Origin of the sequence: Acetobacter sicerae (genome assembly GCF_011516765.1) — a bacterium.
Lineage (GTDB): Bacteria > Pseudomonadota > Alphaproteobacteria > Acetobacterales > Acetobacteraceae > Acetobacter > Acetobacter sicerae.
Map to the genome: position 1 here is coordinate 90,872 of NZ_JAAABN010000002.1, position 16,528 is coordinate 107,399.

Annotated in this window: 16 protein-coding genes; all 16 read right to left on the minus strand. The window is 49.2% G+C overall.

Annotated elements, in window-relative coordinates:
• Positions 1 to 297: 297 nt before the first annotated feature.
• The 16 genes from GVI59_RS02995 to GVI59_RS03070 all read right to left on the minus strand — a co-directional run bounded on the left by GVI59_RS02995 (position 298) and on the right by GVI59_RS03070 (position 16,518).
• Positions 298 to 1,203, minus strand: coding sequence for a type II secretion system F family protein (locus GVI59_RS02995; protein WP_173572833.1), 906 nt, complete (start codon positions 1,201 to 1,203; stop codon positions 298 to 300).
• A gap of 4 nt (positions 1,204 to 1,207) precedes the next feature.
• Entirely contained in the window at positions 1,208 to 2,179 is a 972-nt protein-coding gene (locus GVI59_RS19355; RefSeq protein ID WP_173572834.1) for a type II secretion system F family protein, read from the minus strand.
• A gap of 4 nt (positions 2,180 to 2,183) precedes the next feature.
• Positions 2,184 to 3,530 carry a CpaF family protein gene (locus tag GVI59_RS03005; RefSeq protein ID WP_173572835.1) on the minus strand — a complete coding sequence of 449 codons (1,347 nt, stop codon included), beginning with the start codon at positions 3,528 to 3,530 and terminating at the stop codon, positions 2,184 to 2,186.
• Positions 3,527 to 4,783, minus strand: coding sequence for an AAA family ATPase (locus GVI59_RS03010; RefSeq protein WP_173572836.1), 1,257 nt, complete (start codon positions 4,781 to 4,783; stop codon positions 3,527 to 3,529). The genes GVI59_RS03005 and GVI59_RS03010 overlap by 4 nt, the downstream gene beginning before the upstream one ends.
• Positions 4,780 to 5,076 carry a hypothetical protein gene (locus GVI59_RS03015; RefSeq protein WP_173572837.1) on the minus strand — a complete coding sequence of 99 codons (297 nt, stop codon included), beginning with the start codon at positions 5,074 to 5,076 and terminating at the stop codon, positions 4,780 to 4,782. The genes GVI59_RS03010 and GVI59_RS03015 overlap by 4 nt, the downstream gene beginning before the upstream one ends.
• Position 5,077: 1 nt before the next feature.
• Positions 5,078 to 6,490, minus strand: a complete 1,413-nt coding sequence (locus GVI59_RS03020; protein WP_173572838.1) for a type II and III secretion system protein family protein — start codon at positions 6,488 to 6,490, stop codon at positions 5,078 to 5,080.
• Positions 6,480 to 7,346 (minus strand): Flp pilus assembly protein CpaB, encoded by an 867-nt coding sequence (gene cpaB / locus GVI59_RS03025; protein ID WP_173572839.1) that lies wholly within the window; start codon positions 7,344 to 7,346, stop codon positions 6,480 to 6,482. Before cpaB ends, GVI59_RS03020 begins: the two co-directional genes overlap by 11 nt.
• Positions 7,346 to 7,831 (minus strand): A24 family peptidase, encoded by a 486-nt coding sequence (locus GVI59_RS03030; protein WP_173572840.1) that lies wholly within the window; start codon positions 7,829 to 7,831, stop codon positions 7,346 to 7,348. Before GVI59_RS03030 ends, cpaB begins: the two co-directional genes overlap by 1 nt.
• Before the next feature lie 26 nt (positions 7,832 to 7,857).
• Positions 7,858 to 8,085, minus strand: a complete 228-nt coding sequence (locus GVI59_RS03035; RefSeq protein WP_173572841.1) for a Flp family type IVb pilin — start codon at positions 8,083 to 8,085, stop codon at positions 7,858 to 7,860.
• Between the two features lie 194 nt (positions 8,086 to 8,279).
• On the minus strand, positions 8,280 to 9,002 hold the full coding sequence (locus GVI59_RS03040; protein ID WP_242012937.1) for a copper resistance protein B: 723 nt from the start codon (positions 9,000 to 9,002) through the stop codon (positions 8,280 to 8,282).
• A 29-nt stretch (positions 9,003 to 9,031) separates the two neighbouring features.
• A complete protein-coding gene (locus GVI59_RS03045) occupies positions 9,032 to 10,966 on the minus strand; it encodes a copper resistance system multicopper oxidase (protein WP_173572843.1) in 1,935 nt (644 codons plus the stop codon).
• Between the two features lie 84 nt (positions 10,967 to 11,050).
• Complete coding sequence (locus tag GVI59_RS03050) at positions 11,051 to 11,518, minus strand: hypothetical protein (protein WP_173572844.1); 468 nt, start codon at positions 11,516 to 11,518, stop codon at positions 11,051 to 11,053.
• A gap of 219 nt (positions 11,519 to 11,737) precedes the next feature.
• Positions 11,738 to 12,694 carry an efflux RND transporter periplasmic adaptor subunit gene (locus tag GVI59_RS03055; protein WP_173572845.1) on the minus strand — a complete coding sequence of 319 codons (957 nt, stop codon included), beginning with the start codon at positions 12,692 to 12,694 and terminating at the stop codon, positions 11,738 to 11,740.
• Positions 12,695 to 12,808: 114 nt separating this feature from the next.
• Positions 12,809 to 13,015 (minus strand): DUF1656 domain-containing protein, encoded by a 207-nt coding sequence (locus GVI59_RS03060; RefSeq protein ID WP_099349177.1) that lies wholly within the window; start codon positions 13,013 to 13,015, stop codon positions 12,809 to 12,811.
• Positions 13,012 to 15,009, minus strand: coding sequence for an FUSC family protein (locus tag GVI59_RS03065; protein WP_408736596.1), 1,998 nt, complete (start codon positions 15,007 to 15,009; stop codon positions 13,012 to 13,014). The genes GVI59_RS03060 and GVI59_RS03065 overlap by 4 nt, the downstream gene beginning before the upstream one ends.
• Positions 15,010 to 15,351: 342 nt before the next feature.
• Positions 15,352 to 16,518, minus strand: coding sequence for a hypothetical protein (locus tag GVI59_RS03070; protein WP_173572846.1), 1,167 nt, complete (start codon positions 16,516 to 16,518; stop codon positions 15,352 to 15,354).
• Positions 16,519 to 16,528 lie beyond the last annotated feature (10 nt).

Here is a 16,528-nt window from a genome sequence, read left to right on the forward strand (position 1 = left end):
AGTGGACGAAAAATACTGCATTACATTGATGATCTCAGGGAAATCGGTAGTCCGCTTCCCCCATTTCGGTTCACAGGCGGCATTTCGAGTTCATTCTGAATCTATCAGATCAGAGGAATAGCACTTCGTTTTACATGCAAGAGCCAACATGCGCTCTCCGGTCGACACCACCCACATAATCCCTACCATCCTGAATAAGAATTCCGATCCGGCTTCACTGACGCCATGCTGCAGTGTAGACACTCAAAATCCCCGAAAAACTCTTCAATAAATAAATTTATTTAAATATTTTCTATATTAATTTTTAAGAACTCCAACAAGACTAAGCATTGCAGGACCAGCTATGACTATAAATATGCACGGGAGCAAAAATATTATCATTGGAAAAGTCAGCATAATAGAAAGTTTTGCCGCCTTTTCTTCAAATTTTATCAATGAGTCCTCTCTTATCTCAGAAACAAGAACTCTCAAAACTGAAACTAAAGAAGATCCAGTTTCAAAAGTTTGAATCAAAGCACCACTCAATCGTTGCATAGCAACTAAACCAGTTCTTTTCCCCAAATCCTCTATGACCTTCACTCTATCATTGCTAATTCTCATTTCATTGATTGTAATTTTAAATTCTTCTGCTATATCCTTGTTTAAAGATACCATTTCGACTGCAACGCATTCCATTGCGGACTCCATAGCTAGTCCCGCTTCTGCACATACTAGAAATAAATCTAGAGCATCGGCCATCCCTGCTTCAACTCGAGAAAAATGCCATTTTCTTTTTTGATTGAAGATAAAATTGGGAAATTTAAATCCAACAAACCCAAAAAACACACAAACAAAAAAGAAATAAAACATTTGAATGTTAATCAAAAAATAAAGACAAAAAGACAAAAAGACAAAAACAAAAGAACTGCATATTTTTAGTGATATAAAATAACTATAATCCAAACCAAATAAATTTAAATACTTTCTTTCATTTAGATCTACATTTAAATCAAATAATTTTGTTTTAGATACAATTCCAGCCACTATAGATAAAATCGATCTAATTATTGAATTTTCACTATAATTACCTTGGCTTGCAAAATCAAAATTTTTATAAATACCCTCTAACCTTAAAGATTTACGCTTGTTAAAAGAAAAATATCCCTTAATATCAATAAAAAATGCTAAAATAACCAATATATATACACATATAAAAATCAGCATAACTCTACCTCAACGTAAATTTCGTTACAAAAAACATAGATCCCACTCCAGAAAAAAACAAAAATGCTGCTATATACAGCAACTTCAATCCAGGAGCTGTTTTGTATAAAACCGAAACATACTGTGGATTCATTAAGCTTAGTACTGCAGCCATAAATAATGGAAGAGCTGACAATACATAGCAACTCATACGCGCCTCAGAAGCCAATGCTATAGCTTTTTTTCGTGTCGAAATTCTTTTTCTAATATTTTTACCAAATCCATCCAAAATATCAGCAAGTCCCCCACCAGTTCTACTCTGCAATTTTGTAATAATTGAAAAAAATCTATATTCATTTACACCTGCTTTAACAGACAACTCATCCAACGCTTCACCAAAATCTTTACCTACTGATATTTTCTTCACGACATCTTCAAACAGAGACTTTGTTGGTTCAGGTGACTGTCTAGCAATCAAATCCAGAGTCCGTGACAATGACACGCCTATTTTTAAACTTCTAGCCATCATAAAGACAGTATCAGGCAATTGCTCAACAAGATTTTTTTTATATTTATTCTTTTTCCGCGCAAAATGAAATCTCACTCCACCTACCCATAGGACAGAAAAACCTAAAACAAGAACAAAGCTAATAGGAATATAGGATATACAAAAAATAAATATACTAAAAACTAAAACAAAGGAAAAAAAAGTAAATTTCTTAAATTCTTGTATTGAGCACATCTCCGAGTTCTTATCAAAAGAAAATAGTATATTTAAAATATAATCAAAATATGTTTTTTGTATAATTTTGTTTGTTGTAATCCTTGAAGGAATATCTATATAAAACTCAGATATTCTTTCGCCATCAACAATATCATCAAATCTTTTATTTATGCACAAGTCTGCCTTCCGCTGCCTGAAAAACGAAAATGCACACAAACCATTACACAAAATAATAGTTATTATATAAAATACTATTTCATTAAAAATATACACAAGTTCACTCCTCAAATATACTGGACCAAACATGATCAAGTTGATAATATATTAGTGTTTTATGGAAAATTGGCCGAGATCTAGAAACAGAATAATGCCCATTTATTCTTCCATTAAAATTTTCACCGTCAATATGAAAAGAAATAATATCATTTAATGTAACAATTTCTCCTTCTATACCAGAAACGTCTGTGACCTGCACAATTCGTCTAACACCATCACGCTGTCGTTCTATCTGAACTATAAGGTCAACAGCACCAACAATTTGTGCTTTTATAGAAGATGTAGGCAATCCGAAATTGCCCATTTGAACCATATTTTCTATTCTAGTTATTGCATCTCTTGTTGTGTTAGCATGAATTGTAGACATACTTCCATCGTGCCCGGTATTCATAGCCTGCAACATATCAAACGCTTCAGGCCCACGAACTTCTCCGATGATAATTCTATCGGGCCTCATACGTAATGCATTTCGGACTAAATCTCTTTGAGTAATTTCACCAGTTCCTTCAATCGACGGAGGACGCGTCTCAAGCCGGACAACATGAGGCTGCTGAAACTGTAACTCTGCGGCATCCTCAACTGTAATTATTCTCTCGCTCGGATCTATTAATCGTGACATTGCATTCATTAAAGTTGTTTTTCCAGAACCTGTTCCACCAGATACAATTACATTTAGTCGGATACGAGAAGCAATTTCCAATATTTTGGCCAATTGAACAGAGCAACTACCGTTTTCAACCAACTGTTTAAAATCTATTTTTCTTCTAGAGAATTTACGTATAGATAAATAAGGTCCATCAAGAGCTAGTGGTGGAAAAACTATATTTACACGTGAACCATCTTCCAAGCGAGCATCTACAGTTGGGCTTGATTCATCAATCCTCCTTCCAACAGCCGATGCAATTCTTTGGCTGACAGCCATCAAATGTCGTCTATCTCTAAACTTCGCCCCGCAATCAACGAGCTTTCCTGATTTCTCAACAAATATCTTAAATGGACCATTCACCATAATATCTGTAATACTATCGTCATCCAATAGCGGTTGGATAGGTCCAAGACCGTTTATATCATTTACAAGTTCATTTGCTAGAATTTTTTGTTCACGTGCATTGAGCTGAATTCTTTTTTCTGTAGCGGTTTCATCAACTACACGTTCAATTTCAGGAATAAGTCGCTCTGGGGGTAGTTTAGCAACAGCAACTGGATCTAATCTTTCCAGACACAGGCCATGTAACTCCGCCCACTGAACAATAGTTTCTCTATGTTGAATATCAAATATATCGTCATTTTTTCCAAAATGCGATGAACTTTGAGGCAATACTTTTCTAAAACGTGGCGTTAAGCTCATGATTGCCACCCAGCAAACAGATTCTCTATTCTATTTCTGATTTTTCCAACTTTACTCTGTTTTTTTTCCATGGCAACCGAAGCGGCTTCCTGCACAAGAACAGATATCGCAGAGCTAAATGAATTTTTCGATCGAGCCGCAGGATATCCAGATATTTCACATTCATTAATGATTCTTGGTAAAAACGGTATGACCACATCTGGTGGACGCCCAAGACCATCAGTGACCTCTTTAAGAGAAAGAGTGCCTGGTTTTCCTAATTTATTTAAAACAACCAGAGGTCTTGCCCCATACTTACTATTTTTTTGATAGGATATATATCTCAGGACGTCCCTCAACGAAGTAAGTGAAGGATCTATTATTATTATTTTCTGCTCACATAAATCTATCATGCTTCTAGAAATTTCTCCAAAACCTCTAGGTATATCTATTGATATATAGTTGTATTTTTTCTTTACCACATCGATAAGATGGCTTGGACCATCCTTTGATATAGAAATAACTTCAGACATATCAGCTTGACTACTTAAAACATCGCACCTTTCTCCAATTTTTTGTGCACTTCTTTCAATAAACAACTCATCTACTCGTTGAGGTGTTTCAAATGCTGTCCGAAGCCCGCTATCAGTTTTAGTACCCATGAGTATAGACAATGCGCCAGTATACAAATCACCATCTATAACAAGACTGTGGCGCCTTGCGACTTCACCTAAATACCAGGAGAAATTTGCTGCAATCGTCGTCGTCCCAACACCTCCCCTCGCACCCACAAAGCCCAATACTCTACCTCCTCGAGTAGCTTCTGGGGTATACTCATCTTCATTCAGAAAGGGTCCAAAAAATCTTGAAACCATCGATCTATTAAGAGGCTTATATAAATACTCAGCGACTCCCAAGCCTCTTGTTAACTGTCTGTAGAAATTTGCGTCCTGTCTATCACCAATAACCAGAACTTTAACATCAGGCTCCAGCACATTTGAAAGTTCAACCAGTGCTGTGATTGGCTGCTCTTCCCCTGATACATCAATAATTAAGATATCAGGAGAAATCCCTCGACTTAATTTCACCAAAGCTAAAGAGCATGACAAACATGATAGAGAAAACTTACCTGGATGAAATTCATCCAATACTTCTCTTAAAACATTTTCGCTCCCAGAATCCGAAACAAATCCCTGGATGGTAAATTCTGAGGAGCTTTTCTTTGAAATCGATTCAAATGAATGCCCATGATCAATCGACTTAAACTGGCTCATTGCCCACCTGACTGATTATTGGCAACATCACTTAACTTGATTTTCTCAAGATTTTTTACTTTACCATCACGAAGTCTTTTGACAGCATCTATAGCTAAAGAACCATCATAATCTGAAACAGATCTTCCAACAGAGAGATCGTTCGTGTTCTCAACCTGCAGTAATAGATTTTTTCTATTCGAGTTTTGTGCATTCCAAGCAGATGCTTGATAGAGTGGATCTATCTGAGCACAACCACTCAATAGACATCCCATAGACACCGTAAAAAATAGAATTTTTAGATTATTTTTCATTTTATTCTACCATAAAACCTACATCAGAAGGCACTCTTTCTTCTGTTTTGTTATTTGAATTTTTCCTAATCGCTTTTCTTTCCCCTCCTGTCTGACTCATTTGAAACACTCTTTGATAGTCATCTGGAGCAGACCAGTGATCATTCGGTTTGGACAATAAATCTGGATTGGAAACAGGCTTGACGATATAAGGAGTAACAATAATAACTAGTTCGCTTTGATTGTGCTGAAAACTATTTGATTTAAATAATGCGCCTAATATTGGTATGTCGCCAAGTCCAGGCAACCCAAGGCCTTGGGTTGTTGTACTGTCTTGAAACAAACCAGCAATAGCAAAACTCTGACCACTCCCCAACTCTATGGTCGTATCAGCCCTACTCACTGTTATCGCTGGAATACTTATGGTTGAATTGCCTTCACCAAACGAAACAGCGCCATTGCTGGAAAGCTGGCTGACTTCCGGTCTTACATGAAGATTTATCCGTCCACCCGACAGAACCGTCGGCACAAACGACAAAGAAACACCATACTGCTTGAATTGGACAGAGATTGTATTGTTATAGGACGAAATCGGGATCGGGTATTCACCACCAACAAGGAAACTCGCCGGTTCACCACTTGAAGTTGTCAAGTTAGGCTCTGCCAGCATGTGTACTAATTGATCCTGGGCAAGCGCATCAATGATTGTTTCCAATGTTGTTTGCCGCCCTCCAATTTTAAAACGCGACAAAAAAGCAAAACTACTTTGACTTGACGCCAGAGCCGCCAAAGGATTTTTGGTTGCAAGACCAATGACAGCACTTGTCCCCAAAGCATTCATGTTCTGCCATTCGACCCCAATTTCTCTCACAAGCTGTCTAGACATTTCAACAATCTGAACCTGCAGATTGACTTGCGTAGAGTCTTTTAGGCGAACATGATCATAAACTTCAGACTTGCCAGCCTGGTCCTTAGCATTTTCCCAAGCCCGTTGAGCGTTTTCTGGATTTGGAGCATCACCGGTGAAGTCGAGCCCATTTTGACCAGCATGCGCCCCATAATTTCCCACTGAAGTCTGAGAGGCGCTTTCTTTCGCCTGATGAGCGGCATACTGGGACGGATTTACAATTACGTCATACTGTCCAACAGGCCGTCCTTCATTATTAACAGCAGAGATTGTGGTTCGTCCCACGCCTGTTCCAAATACAAAAAGTGTTTTTGAATTTGCGGGCCTCACTTCAGCCACTTTAGGATCTGCTGCAAATGCGCTGGTGACACTTGAGTCCAACTCGATAAGCCGTCCATTGCCGACTTCAAGAGCAATACTTGAAGATGCTCGCGCATAAGCAGCAGAGCTTACCTTCTCCACTGAAACAAAAGAGCAAAAACTTACAAACGATAATTTTAATATAAATCTGACAGCATTAATGCACATGATCTGTAACTTCCGTTAATCCATTAAAAACATGCAGGGAATTTCCAATTGCTGCAGATTCACTCTCTTTCACTTTTTTTTCTTTAACTTTGGAATCAAAAATATCATCGTTCCAAGTAGCGCCTGTTGATGAAACGTCTTCCGACGATTTCGTCATAGATCTTAACGTCAAAGTAAGACGACCAATTTTCTCTGCCAGAGCTAATTTCTGAGCATCTTCCGCATTCAATTCCAATACGACGGTCCGGGCGCTCTGAGTGCTTGCAGTCGCAGGCCCCTGACCTCGCACCAGATGCTGGTCTACGGCAACAACATGAACATTCCGCAAAAGCGTTTTAACAGATGACGTTTGTAAATTGGCATCATCCTGGCCATGAGACTGTGTTGGCATGAGGAGAACGTCCACATAATCGCCCGGCCATATCAAGCCACCAACAGCACTCGCAGGATCAACCGGCATAGCAACGCCTCTTTTGCCAGGGCTCAGGAGCGCAGCAAGGAATCCTCCATCACCGGCATGAACAACATCCTCGCCTCTGACGGGCGCGTTCTTGGGAATTGATACGCGCAACAGGCCTCCAACCACATTCTGTCGCGCAGCAGATGAGTCCATGACTGTTCCGGGCAAGACAAAGGCCTTGGGGATACTTGCGCCGGTAATATCGGAAGAATGCAGGACTTCACCAGCGTAAAGCTGTCGATTGGCGACCAACACTGCCGCCATGGGTTCGGGCTTCGTAACCTGCACAACCCTGGGAGCGGGCTGCTGTTTTGTCGCCAGTCTGAAAATCAGGATTAAACAAATAATTGTCAGAACAACAACGCAAGAATACAATATATAGCGATAAAGTTTCATTACATGCCTTGATCTCTGAATGTTTCAACAAGAACACCCACTGCGATAGCCACGCCATAAGGGACTGAAATGGGCGACTTCATGCGTAAGGCAGAAACTTCGCGCAAAGAGGCCTGAGGTTTATTGCTCCACCGACCAAGCAGCGGCACAGCCATGCAGCACAAAGCGACAAACATGCCCGCGATTGAAATCGACAAAAACAGAGAAACCAAACGGTAAAGAGGAACCAGAGGAATAACAGCCAAAATAAGTTTGACATCCCCTCCCCCAAATATGCGGAGAATCCAAAGAACATAAAATAGAGGGAATAAAAAGATAACTGCCAATATTTCCCTCAGGCAATCACCGCGCGTATACGCCACCAAAATAGCCAGAACAAAAATACAAAGGGAAACCGAGTTATATATTGTACGGGAACGAATATCCGTACCAGCCGAAAGAACAAGCAGGAAAGATGCTGCATTTAGCGCGATGCATTGCAGCATCTTTCAAATCTGCCCGTCAGGTAATTTTAGCTACCTGTTGCCGTCGGCGCACTACCCAGCGTATCCGAAATGGTGCTGAACAGGGTCTGCAATGACCCACCAAGAGTTTTCATCGCGGCAAAAGATGCCACAGCAATGAGCCCGGCGATGAGAGCGTATTCAATAGCCGTCACGCCTTCGCGATCATTGAAAAAAGAGCGAATGCGTTCAGCAGCTTTGCTCTCGGCCATTTTCTGAACAATGAAGTAGTCCATGCGTCCTGATCCTGTCGTCACAGTGAGTTACCTGTTGCGCCCTATGGAGCGGTCATGGTCTTTCACACTCGCGGGCTTGTCAGAGATTTGCCGCAAAACATTTAATCAATAGTTAACAGAATCTAATAAGCTGCGTGTTTTCCACTTAATTGGAAGAGAATATTTTTCGAATAATCTCTTCCGCTGGCAAACATTCAAAACCAGCTGCGAATGCCAAACGTAAAATTGGCTCCAGAGCCATTTTTCCCGATATTTCCTCGGAAGTTACTGTTTTCATGGAACATATTTGAATAGGTAATTCCAATATAAGGTGCGATTTTTCGATGCCACTCGTAACGCAACCTCAGACCCGTATCGATATCCGATAGCCCCCGCCCTACACCACGGGCGCTGTCAGAATTTGAATAAAAATTAAGTTCTGCCTGCGGCTGAAGAATCAACCGGTTGGTAATGAAGATGTCGTAGGAACCAGTCAGACGTCCGGCGACACCTCTGTCGCTGAAATAGAACGTCGCCTCGGCATCGAAGAAATACAGAGCCAGGCCCTGTAAGCCTATGGCGCCCCATGCCCGCGTGGGGCCTTGATCAACGTCCAGCCGCACACCCGACTGCACATCGAAATAACGTGAGATTGCGCGATCATAAAGAATCTCGTGGTCCCCATCCCCGAAACGGCCATCCGTTCCGACGGTCCCTTCCGATTTCAACCAGAGTTTATTGTAATCGGACCCGAACCACGCCTGACCGTCATAACGGAACTGCCCACCGGCTCCGCTGTATCGTGCCTCAAACTGATCAAGGAGAGCATGAACATACACCCGCTGATCCATAACGGGCATGATTCCATTAACGTAGGAAACGGCCATCGTTTTATTCATGGGCGCTGCGTGCAAAGGTGAGCTGTATACGACCGCCATTAACAGGGCCGACGGGATCAGTCCCCACTTCATGACACCACCACGGTCCGGAACATGCCGGTATCCATGTGGTAGAGCAGATGACAATGATACGCCCATAGTCCGGGAGCATCCGCCGTTACAAGATAACTTAACCGCTCTCCCGGTTTGACGTTCACCGTGTGCTTGTACGGCTGAAAAGCCCCCTGCCCGTTCTCCAGTTCACTCCAGAAACCATGAAGATGAATTGGATGCTCCATCATGGTGTCGTTGATCATGACAAACCGGACACGCTCCCCGACAGCGAGACTTATCGGCTCTGCCTCCGAAAATTTCTTGCCATTGAAGCCCCAGATGAAGCGCTCCATGTTACCGGTCAGGTGAAGCACAATCTCCCGTGAAGGCTCGCGTGAGTCTGTCCCCGGCTTCAGGGCACGCAAATCCGTGTAACGTAGACACCGGCGTCCATTGCCATCCAGTCCGTCACCTGCTTCTCCAAGACGGTTCTGCGGCTGAGGGGCAAGGCTCTGAACCTCCACACCTGTTTTCAGCGGCACTGGACGGGGCTCTGGCGGAGCCATGGCAGAGACCCTGTCCTGTCGCTTCTGGCTGTCTTCGTGCGCCATGGAGTGATGCATGGACATTCCGGGCATATCCATGTCCCCCATGTCCATCCCCGGCATGTCGTTCATGTCCATATCGTGCATTGCTGCGTGATGATGGGCTGCCGCATCCTGCTCGACAGGTTTGCTTTCAGAAGCAGCCTTCTCGTGAGACGACATATCCATCCCGGCCATTGGGTCGCTTTTATTCTCCCCGGTCATGGACATGCCCTTCATGTCGCCCATGCCCATATCCGCCATCGTTCTTAGCGGTCGCGGGTCCATCGGTGGGATCGGCGCCAGAACGCCCTCGCGTGTGGTCAGTGTTCCGCGCGCATAGCCTGTGCGATCTTCTGACTGCACGAAGATCGTGTACGGTTCATCAGTCGTCGGCTGCACGATCACATCGTATGTCTCTGCTGGCGCGATACGGAATTCATCGACAGGCACCGGCTCCACGTCGTTCCCGTCAGCCGAGACAACCTGCATCGTAAGACCCGGAATACGCACATCGAACAACGTCATGGAGGCTGCGTTGATGAAACGGAGACGGATGCGTTCGCCCGGACGAAACAGGCCGGTCCAACCTTTCTCCGGCGACCGGCCATTCATGAGATAGGTATAGATGATCCCGGACACGTCAGAGATGTCCGTGGGGGCCATGTTCATACCTCCCCACGCAAGCCGATCCCGGACACTCGCCATCAGGCCGTCCTTACGGATATCGTGAAGAAATGTGCCGACCGTACGCTGGCGGAAGTTGTAATAGTCGCCGTCAAATTTCAGATTGGAGACGATGTCCATGGGATCAGCGTCGGTCCAGTCGGACAGCAGCACCACATAATCCCGGTCCGTCGTGTAGGCAGGCCTGCCGGCTGGATCAATCACCAGCGCGCCATAGAGGCCAGCCTGTTCCTGACCACCGGAATGGCTGTGATACCAGTAGGTGCCGCTCTGTCTGACCGGGAAACGGTAGGTAAACGTCTCCCCCGCAGGAATTCCCGCGAAACTCAGTCCCGGCACCCCGTCCATGTCGGCCGGAAGACGGATACCGTGCCAATGGATCGACGTGTCTTCATGAAGGTGATTGCGGACCTGTATCTCGACGGTGTCGCCTTCCCGCCAGCGCAGAGTGGGAGCCGGTACGGAGCCGTTGATGCCCACACCTTTGGCGTGCTGCTTCCCGACACGAACGGGAATTTTCTCAACATTGAGGAGGAAGGACGAAGCTGGTTCCGGTAACTCAGCCGAAAGCGTGCTTTCAATCGCGGCCTTGCGACCCAGAGCGGGTGATATCGCGGCTCCGCAACTCAAAGCCGCAGCACCGGTGACGAAACGACGACGCCCGATGGACGTACGTTTCGGGAAAACAGACTCAACCATGTCTGAAAGATCCTGAAAAAGATCGCAGAGGAAGGACAGCCGGAGACGCGGTCCTTCGGACAAGATCACCGCCTCAGGCGGTTTTCAGGACAGGGTTCTGGGAGGTGGCAGGGCCGGAATGGTCGCTTCACCCGATGGCAGGCCGAATGCTGACCGGTGGTAATCAGCTTCAGTGAGCAGCCATTTTCCATGAACGGTGGAGACCCATGGATCCGTCGTCATCGAAAACTGAACGCACCCTCCGGCCATGCAGCAATCGGGTCCATGCGCGTGATGGGGAACACTGCAATGCCGGGAGGCTGTCGGAGCAGACAGAGCGTGATGATGGCGGCCAGCGCATTCCGATGGACCGGAACCATCGCTCTGCGCCATTCCCCCCATCGCCATACTGCCGGCGTCCATATGCGCTGACGATGCGCCGCCCTGTGTATGCAGCATGGTAGCCTGAGCGGGCGCCAGCGCAGCCAGAAGCAGTGCGATCTGCAACAGCAGAATCACGCCCCACCTTCCGACTTTTGTCTCAGTCACCCGACGCACCAGTGTCTGCCTCATGCAAAGACCGGGAATGGTCTGTCGGAAAACCTATCGGGCGCGGTCGGGCAGATCAAGCCAAAGCGAAACGCCACGTCCCGCTGCCGCTCGAACGGACGGAAACGGGACATTTGTGAGCGGTCGAGCAGTGTGCAACGCACCACGAGCGACCTACAGAACACAAACTTCACCAGAAAAACGTCAGCACGTTCCTTTACAAGGAGGCGTGCTGACGCAGGCTTAGCGGTGCGTGCCCGCTCCCACAGCGAAGACCGTGTCATGCAGTCGCTCGAATGCATCCTGCAGCGTATCGTGTGCACGGTGGCCTTTGCTGCCGACAACTGTCACGGTCGCCGTCATACCGGCAGCCACCGTTACATCTTCCGGAATACGGTCGATCTGTACGCGGACCGGGATACGCTGGGCCAGACGCACCCATGTATAGACCGGGTCCACAGTTGGCAGTCCCTGCACGCCACTGTTCGCATTGGCTGTCGCAATGCCTCGGGTGATACTCACCACATGCCCTTCGATCGGGTGATGGAAGCCCATCAGGTCAACGCGGACAGGATCGCCAATGTTGATCGAGCCGATCTTGGTTTCCTCGAAATATCCATCCACCCAGTAGGAACTCTGATCAATGACCGTGATGTTCGCTTTGCCGGCGGTAGCGAAGTCGCCCACCCGCATGATCAGATTGTTGACCGGGCCTGTGACCGTGCTCCGGATGTGGGTTCGTTCCAGATTGATCTTGGCCTGGGCAAGCTGCGCCAGAGCCTGGGCATAGACCGCCCGTGCGACTTCGGCGGTCGCTTCGTAGACCTGCTTTTCCTCTGGTGACGCCGCCGCATCGGTCAGTTTGTCACGTCGCTTATGCTGGGCTGTTTTCAGGATCAGGTCGGCTTTTCGCTGATCGGCAACGGCTGTCGCATTGGCGACGGCGACCTCAAAATCGTACGGATCAATATCGTACAGCACGTCTCCCGCATGCACGAACTGGTTGTCATGGACATGAAGGGCGATGATCGGCCCGGAGACACGCGGCGCAATGTTCACCGTCTGGACACGGACCTGTCCGTTTCGTGTCCATGGAGCGGAGGTATAGTAGTCCCACAGGACAAAGGCCGTAATCGCAGCAATGATGAGAATGACTGCCGTGGTCGTGAACTGGAGAGCCTTGCGCGCTTTTTCAAACACGGGCCGGTCCTCTGTCTGCTCTGTTCTGTCCTGACGCCATCGCGCTTTGCAGTCGTTCCATTGCCCCTCAAGGCTCCTTTTTCCGTCCGGCAGAGTGCCGGATCAGCATTCAGTTCAGAGCAGGATCGTGTAGATCCCGGTAAAGATGATCAGCATGCCGAACTCGGCCAGCGGCACATTCCACATGAACCGGTCCAGACGTGTCTTCGTCAGGATCGGCTTGAGGATCACCATGGTCAGAAGGCCGAGGCCGACATGCACGAGAAACGATGAAACAAGCAGTCCGCCGATATTGATGACGGACTGGAGCGGTGCGTTCATAGGGCCCTCCAGCGCATCGACGGAACCGGACAGATGTCATAGAGCCTGATGGCGGAACGGTTATGCTCCAGAACGCGGATCGCACCCGCCATACCGGACACAGCCCCCAGAACCGTGGCCATTTCGCCATGCGGCAGATTTTCCGACAGCAGCAGCAGACGTTCCGCGTGAATTGTCATACGGGCGACGGCGGCATCCACATTGTAGATAATGGAGGACCGCAGGGCTGCTTCGGCCTCGGCTCTCACGGCGGGAATGGTCGCCGCGCGCTGAAGATGTCGGCGTGCACGGGCCAGCGCCGCCCCGAGATCATCAAGGCTGGCGAAGCGGGCAAAGACACGGTCCCGTCCTTTTGAAGGTCTGAGATAGCTGTTCCACATCCTGAGCTTGGTCAGCCGGTCATAATGACGACTGATGAGGGCTGATCCCTCCTGCTCGCCATGCCCTTCGAACTGACGGTGAAGATCGTGCCCGATGGCCATCGCCACACGGAAACGACGGGTTTTCGCCTTGGGCGGCAGCAGGAGCGTCAGGGTGATGAAGATCAGCACGCCGGCAAACAGATACTGCTCGTCACGGTTGATGAACTGCGCGAGGTCATAGCTCTGTTCATTGGCGACGCCGAGAATGACGAAAAAGAACACACCCGCATTGAAGCCGATCGCGGACGTCTTCGAATTCAGCAGCAGCAGACAGCTGCCGAAGATGACGGGCATCACCATAATCGCAAAGAACGTCATTTCCGATCCGTGCGGCAGAATGCCGAAATTCAGAATGGCCGCGACGGCGATCGCCAGCGGCATGCCGATCAGCGCGCCCATGCCAAAGGCCCGGACATCGTAGGTCGTTGCCGCCAGTGTCAGAACGATCGCCGTCTGGGACAGCGCGGAATAACTCTGCGGCAGCCCGGTGAGGATACAGAGCCCGGCCGCGAGAGAAAAACCGATCAGCACACGCAGACCGTTCAGCAGCGCCAGAATGATATCCTGATGCGTCACGATCTTCAGTTCAGGCGCCTGCGTCCGGGCGTGCCCTCCCTTGTGGACGCAATCGACACCGTCCTCGGCCCAGCGCCAGTAGGACAGGAGGGACATGACGCGCTCAACGAACCACGCTTCATCCAGTGTCAGCCGGGTTTCATTGCCTGCCGCGTCCAGATGGGTCTCCCGCGCCAGCTGTTCCAGATCCTCCACAGCGATGCGGGGCGATGACACCGCATCGCCCGTGCCGAACGCCGAGCGGACACGCTTGATAACAGCGTCCGACACCAGCCCGCGCTCGAGCGCCATGGCAATCGCGCGACTGCAATTCAGCATCTCCAGCAGGGCCACCATCGCGGAGCGAGCGCCGACCATACGGAGACGCCCGTCGGAAATCTCGGTGCGGGCAAAGGAGACCTGCGAGGTCAGAGCCATGATCTGGCCTGCAATACCGGCGGCGGCGGAAGCATCCGGCACCGATCGGCCTGCAACAGCATCACGGGCGATCCGCGCCACCATTGCGGCCAGCGAATCAAGCGCGTGTGTCAGCTTGCTCCAGGCTGTCGGTGAACCGAAGACATCGTTGACGGCGGCCGTAGCAGCGATCCCGATGACGATGGCCGACACCCTGTTGACCGTGACATCGTAGGCGGACTCCGGTGTGTCGATGCAGCCGATGGCGATCAGCGCCACGGTATAGCCTGCCAGCATGGCGGCATAAGCACGGAAATCCCGCTCCAGTGTTCCCATGATACAGCAGAGAGAGAGCCACAGGGCGACGCCTCCCAGAAGCAGGGAACGGTCCTGACTGAAGCAGGATGTCAGCGCCAGCGCGACAAACGCTCCGACAAAGGTGCCAGCAAGTCTGTAGAGGGCTTTGGACAGCATCTGGCCACGAAGAGGCTGGGCCAGAATCATGACGGTCACGGCTGATGATCCCGGAGAGGAGATCTGCAACCAGAATGACACGGCCAGAGCGAGCCAGACGGCCAGCCATGTCCGCACACAGAACATGAACCAGCCTGCTGGAAAGTATTCTTTGCTGGGTGACGGCATCCACACCAGTCGTCGTAGCGACGACCAGCGCGTGGCAGATGTCTGACTGCGCGCGTTCACCCCACTCTCCACCCCTCACTACTCAGTTGACGGAAATCAACTACTTCTCATCAACTGTGCCGGGCAGGATTACAAATAACAAAACGTGGCAGTCCATGCGTCACTGTTCGACGTGATATTCACAGATTGCGCATCATGATTATTTGAACGCCCCTGAAACTGAGTGCATTACATCGCAGCGTCAACGGCGCAGAGGTGTGGGATGATATCCGATCAGGAGACAGGTCAGCACACAGGCTCTCAAAGAGAGCGATGGAAAACCCGGTGCTTTTTGGTCGGCTGCGGCACAATCCGCTCGATCAGACGGCGCATCGGCATGTTGGTTTCCAGCACCCACCCGAGTTCGATCTGGCGGTAAGGCAGGACGTGGCCCCGCTTCATCAGTTCGCTGATCAGCAATGCAGGCAGAAGCGCGCCCAGAGCAGTTCCTGAAAGCGCCTTGCTGACACCCAGCAGGATGACCCGCGCTGAATGAAACTCGTGACGCAGAAGACGCACGCCCAGCTTCACCCAGCCGAGAGGCGATGGCGCTCCCCCCAGATCGCCTGCCACGTCAAAAACATTCGGAACCACCAGCGCAACGCCCGCCGGCTCACCGTTCTGCTCGACGAGCACGAAGTGCTCGGATTTGAGGATGGGTTTGATCTCATGGATCATGCCCCTCATGTCGTCGTCTGTATAAGGGACGAAACCCCAGGTATCCCGCCACGTATCATTATACATCGAGCGGAGGATCTCGCCGTCGCGCTCGATATTCTTCGCATCCATCTGGCGGACAGACAGCGCGCCGAGCCGCCCTTCCCCGAGGGAGAGTCCTTTTGGAACGATATGCGCATTCTCGGCCTGCGGTCCCATCTCCATCTGATAGGACAGGACATCCATCTTTTTCGTCAGACCGGCGGCCTCGATGGCCTCGCTGAGAAATGGCGGATGCCACGGCATCATGACCATGGGAGCGGCCTGCTGGCCCTCGATCATCGTGCCGTATTCACCGTTGCTGTTCAGCGTCCACGGACCGAGCATTGAAGTCATGCCCTGTGAGCGCAACCATTCGGCGGCGGCTTCCAGAAGCGGGGCCACCACGTCAGGCGACTCTGCATCCAGGGCGCCGAAAAATCCTGTTTGCGGTGTCAGGCCGGTTTCCGGCGCGGCGTCACGCACCAGATCGTCCGTCTGCGCAGAGATGCGCCCTACGGCGCGACCATTGCGCCAAGCCAGAAAATACTGCGCTTTTCCATGACGAAAGAAGGGGGACTTCGCAGGATCGAGCAGATTGCGCTGTTCCATGTCCAGAGGCGGCACGTATCCCGCCTTGCCTGCATAGAGTCGACGCGGGAGCCGGATAAAGGTCGACAACTGCCGAAAACCCCTGACCGGGGTAATGACAAGGCGCGCCGTCTGGGTCATGAACTCTCCC

Coding starts and splice junctions, on each gene's coding strand:
- GVI59_RS02995 (WP_173572833.1), bottom strand. CDS start 1,203: ATGCTGATTTTTATATGTGTATATATATTGGTTATTTTAGCATTTTTT.
- GVI59_RS03005 (WP_173572835.1), bottom strand. CDS start 3,530: ATGAGCTTAACGCCACGTTTTAGAAAAGTATTGCCTCAAAGTTCATCG.
- GVI59_RS03010 (WP_173572836.1), bottom strand. CDS start 4,783: ATGAGCCAGTTTAAGTCGATTGATCATGGGCATTCATTTGAATCGATT.
- GVI59_RS03015 (WP_173572837.1), bottom strand. CDS start 5,076: ATGAAAAATAATCTAAAAATTCTATTTTTTACGGTGTCTATGGGATGT.
- GVI59_RS03020 (WP_173572838.1), bottom strand. CDS start 6,490: ATGTGCATTAATGCTGTCAGATTTATATTAAAATTATCGTTTGTAAGT.
- cpaB (WP_173572839.1), bottom strand. CDS start 7,346: ATGAAACTTTATCGCTATATATTGTATTCTTGCGTTGTTGTTCTGACA.
- GVI59_RS03030 (WP_173572840.1), bottom strand. CDS start 7,831: ATGCTGCAATGCATCGCGCTAAATGCAGCATCTTTCCTGCTTGTTCTT.
- GVI59_RS03035 (WP_173572841.1), bottom strand. CDS start 8,085: ATGGACTACTTCATTGTTCAGAAAATGGCCGAGAGCAAAGCTGCTGAA.
- GVI59_RS03040 (WP_242012937.1), bottom strand. CDS start 9,002: ATGGCGGTCGTATACAGCTCACCTTTGCACGCAGCGCCCATGAATAAA.
- GVI59_RS03045 (WP_173572843.1), bottom strand. CDS start 10,966: ATGGTTGAGTCTGTTTTCCCGAAACGTACGTCCATCGGGCGTCGTCGT.
- GVI59_RS03050 (WP_173572844.1), bottom strand. CDS start 11,518: ATGAGGCAGACACTGGTGCGTCGGGTGACTGAGACAAAAGTCGGAAGG.
- GVI59_RS03060 (WP_099349177.1), bottom strand. CDS start 13,015: ATGAACGCACCGCTCCAGTCCGTCATCAATATCGGCGGACTGCTTGTT.
- GVI59_RS03065 (WP_408736596.1), bottom strand. CDS start 15,009: ATGTTCTGTGTGCGGACATGGCTGGCCGTCTGGCTCGCTCTGGCCGTG.
- GVI59_RS03070 (WP_173572846.1), bottom strand. CDS start 16,518: ATGACCCAGACGGCGCGCCTTGTCATTACCCCGGTCAGGGGTTTTCGG.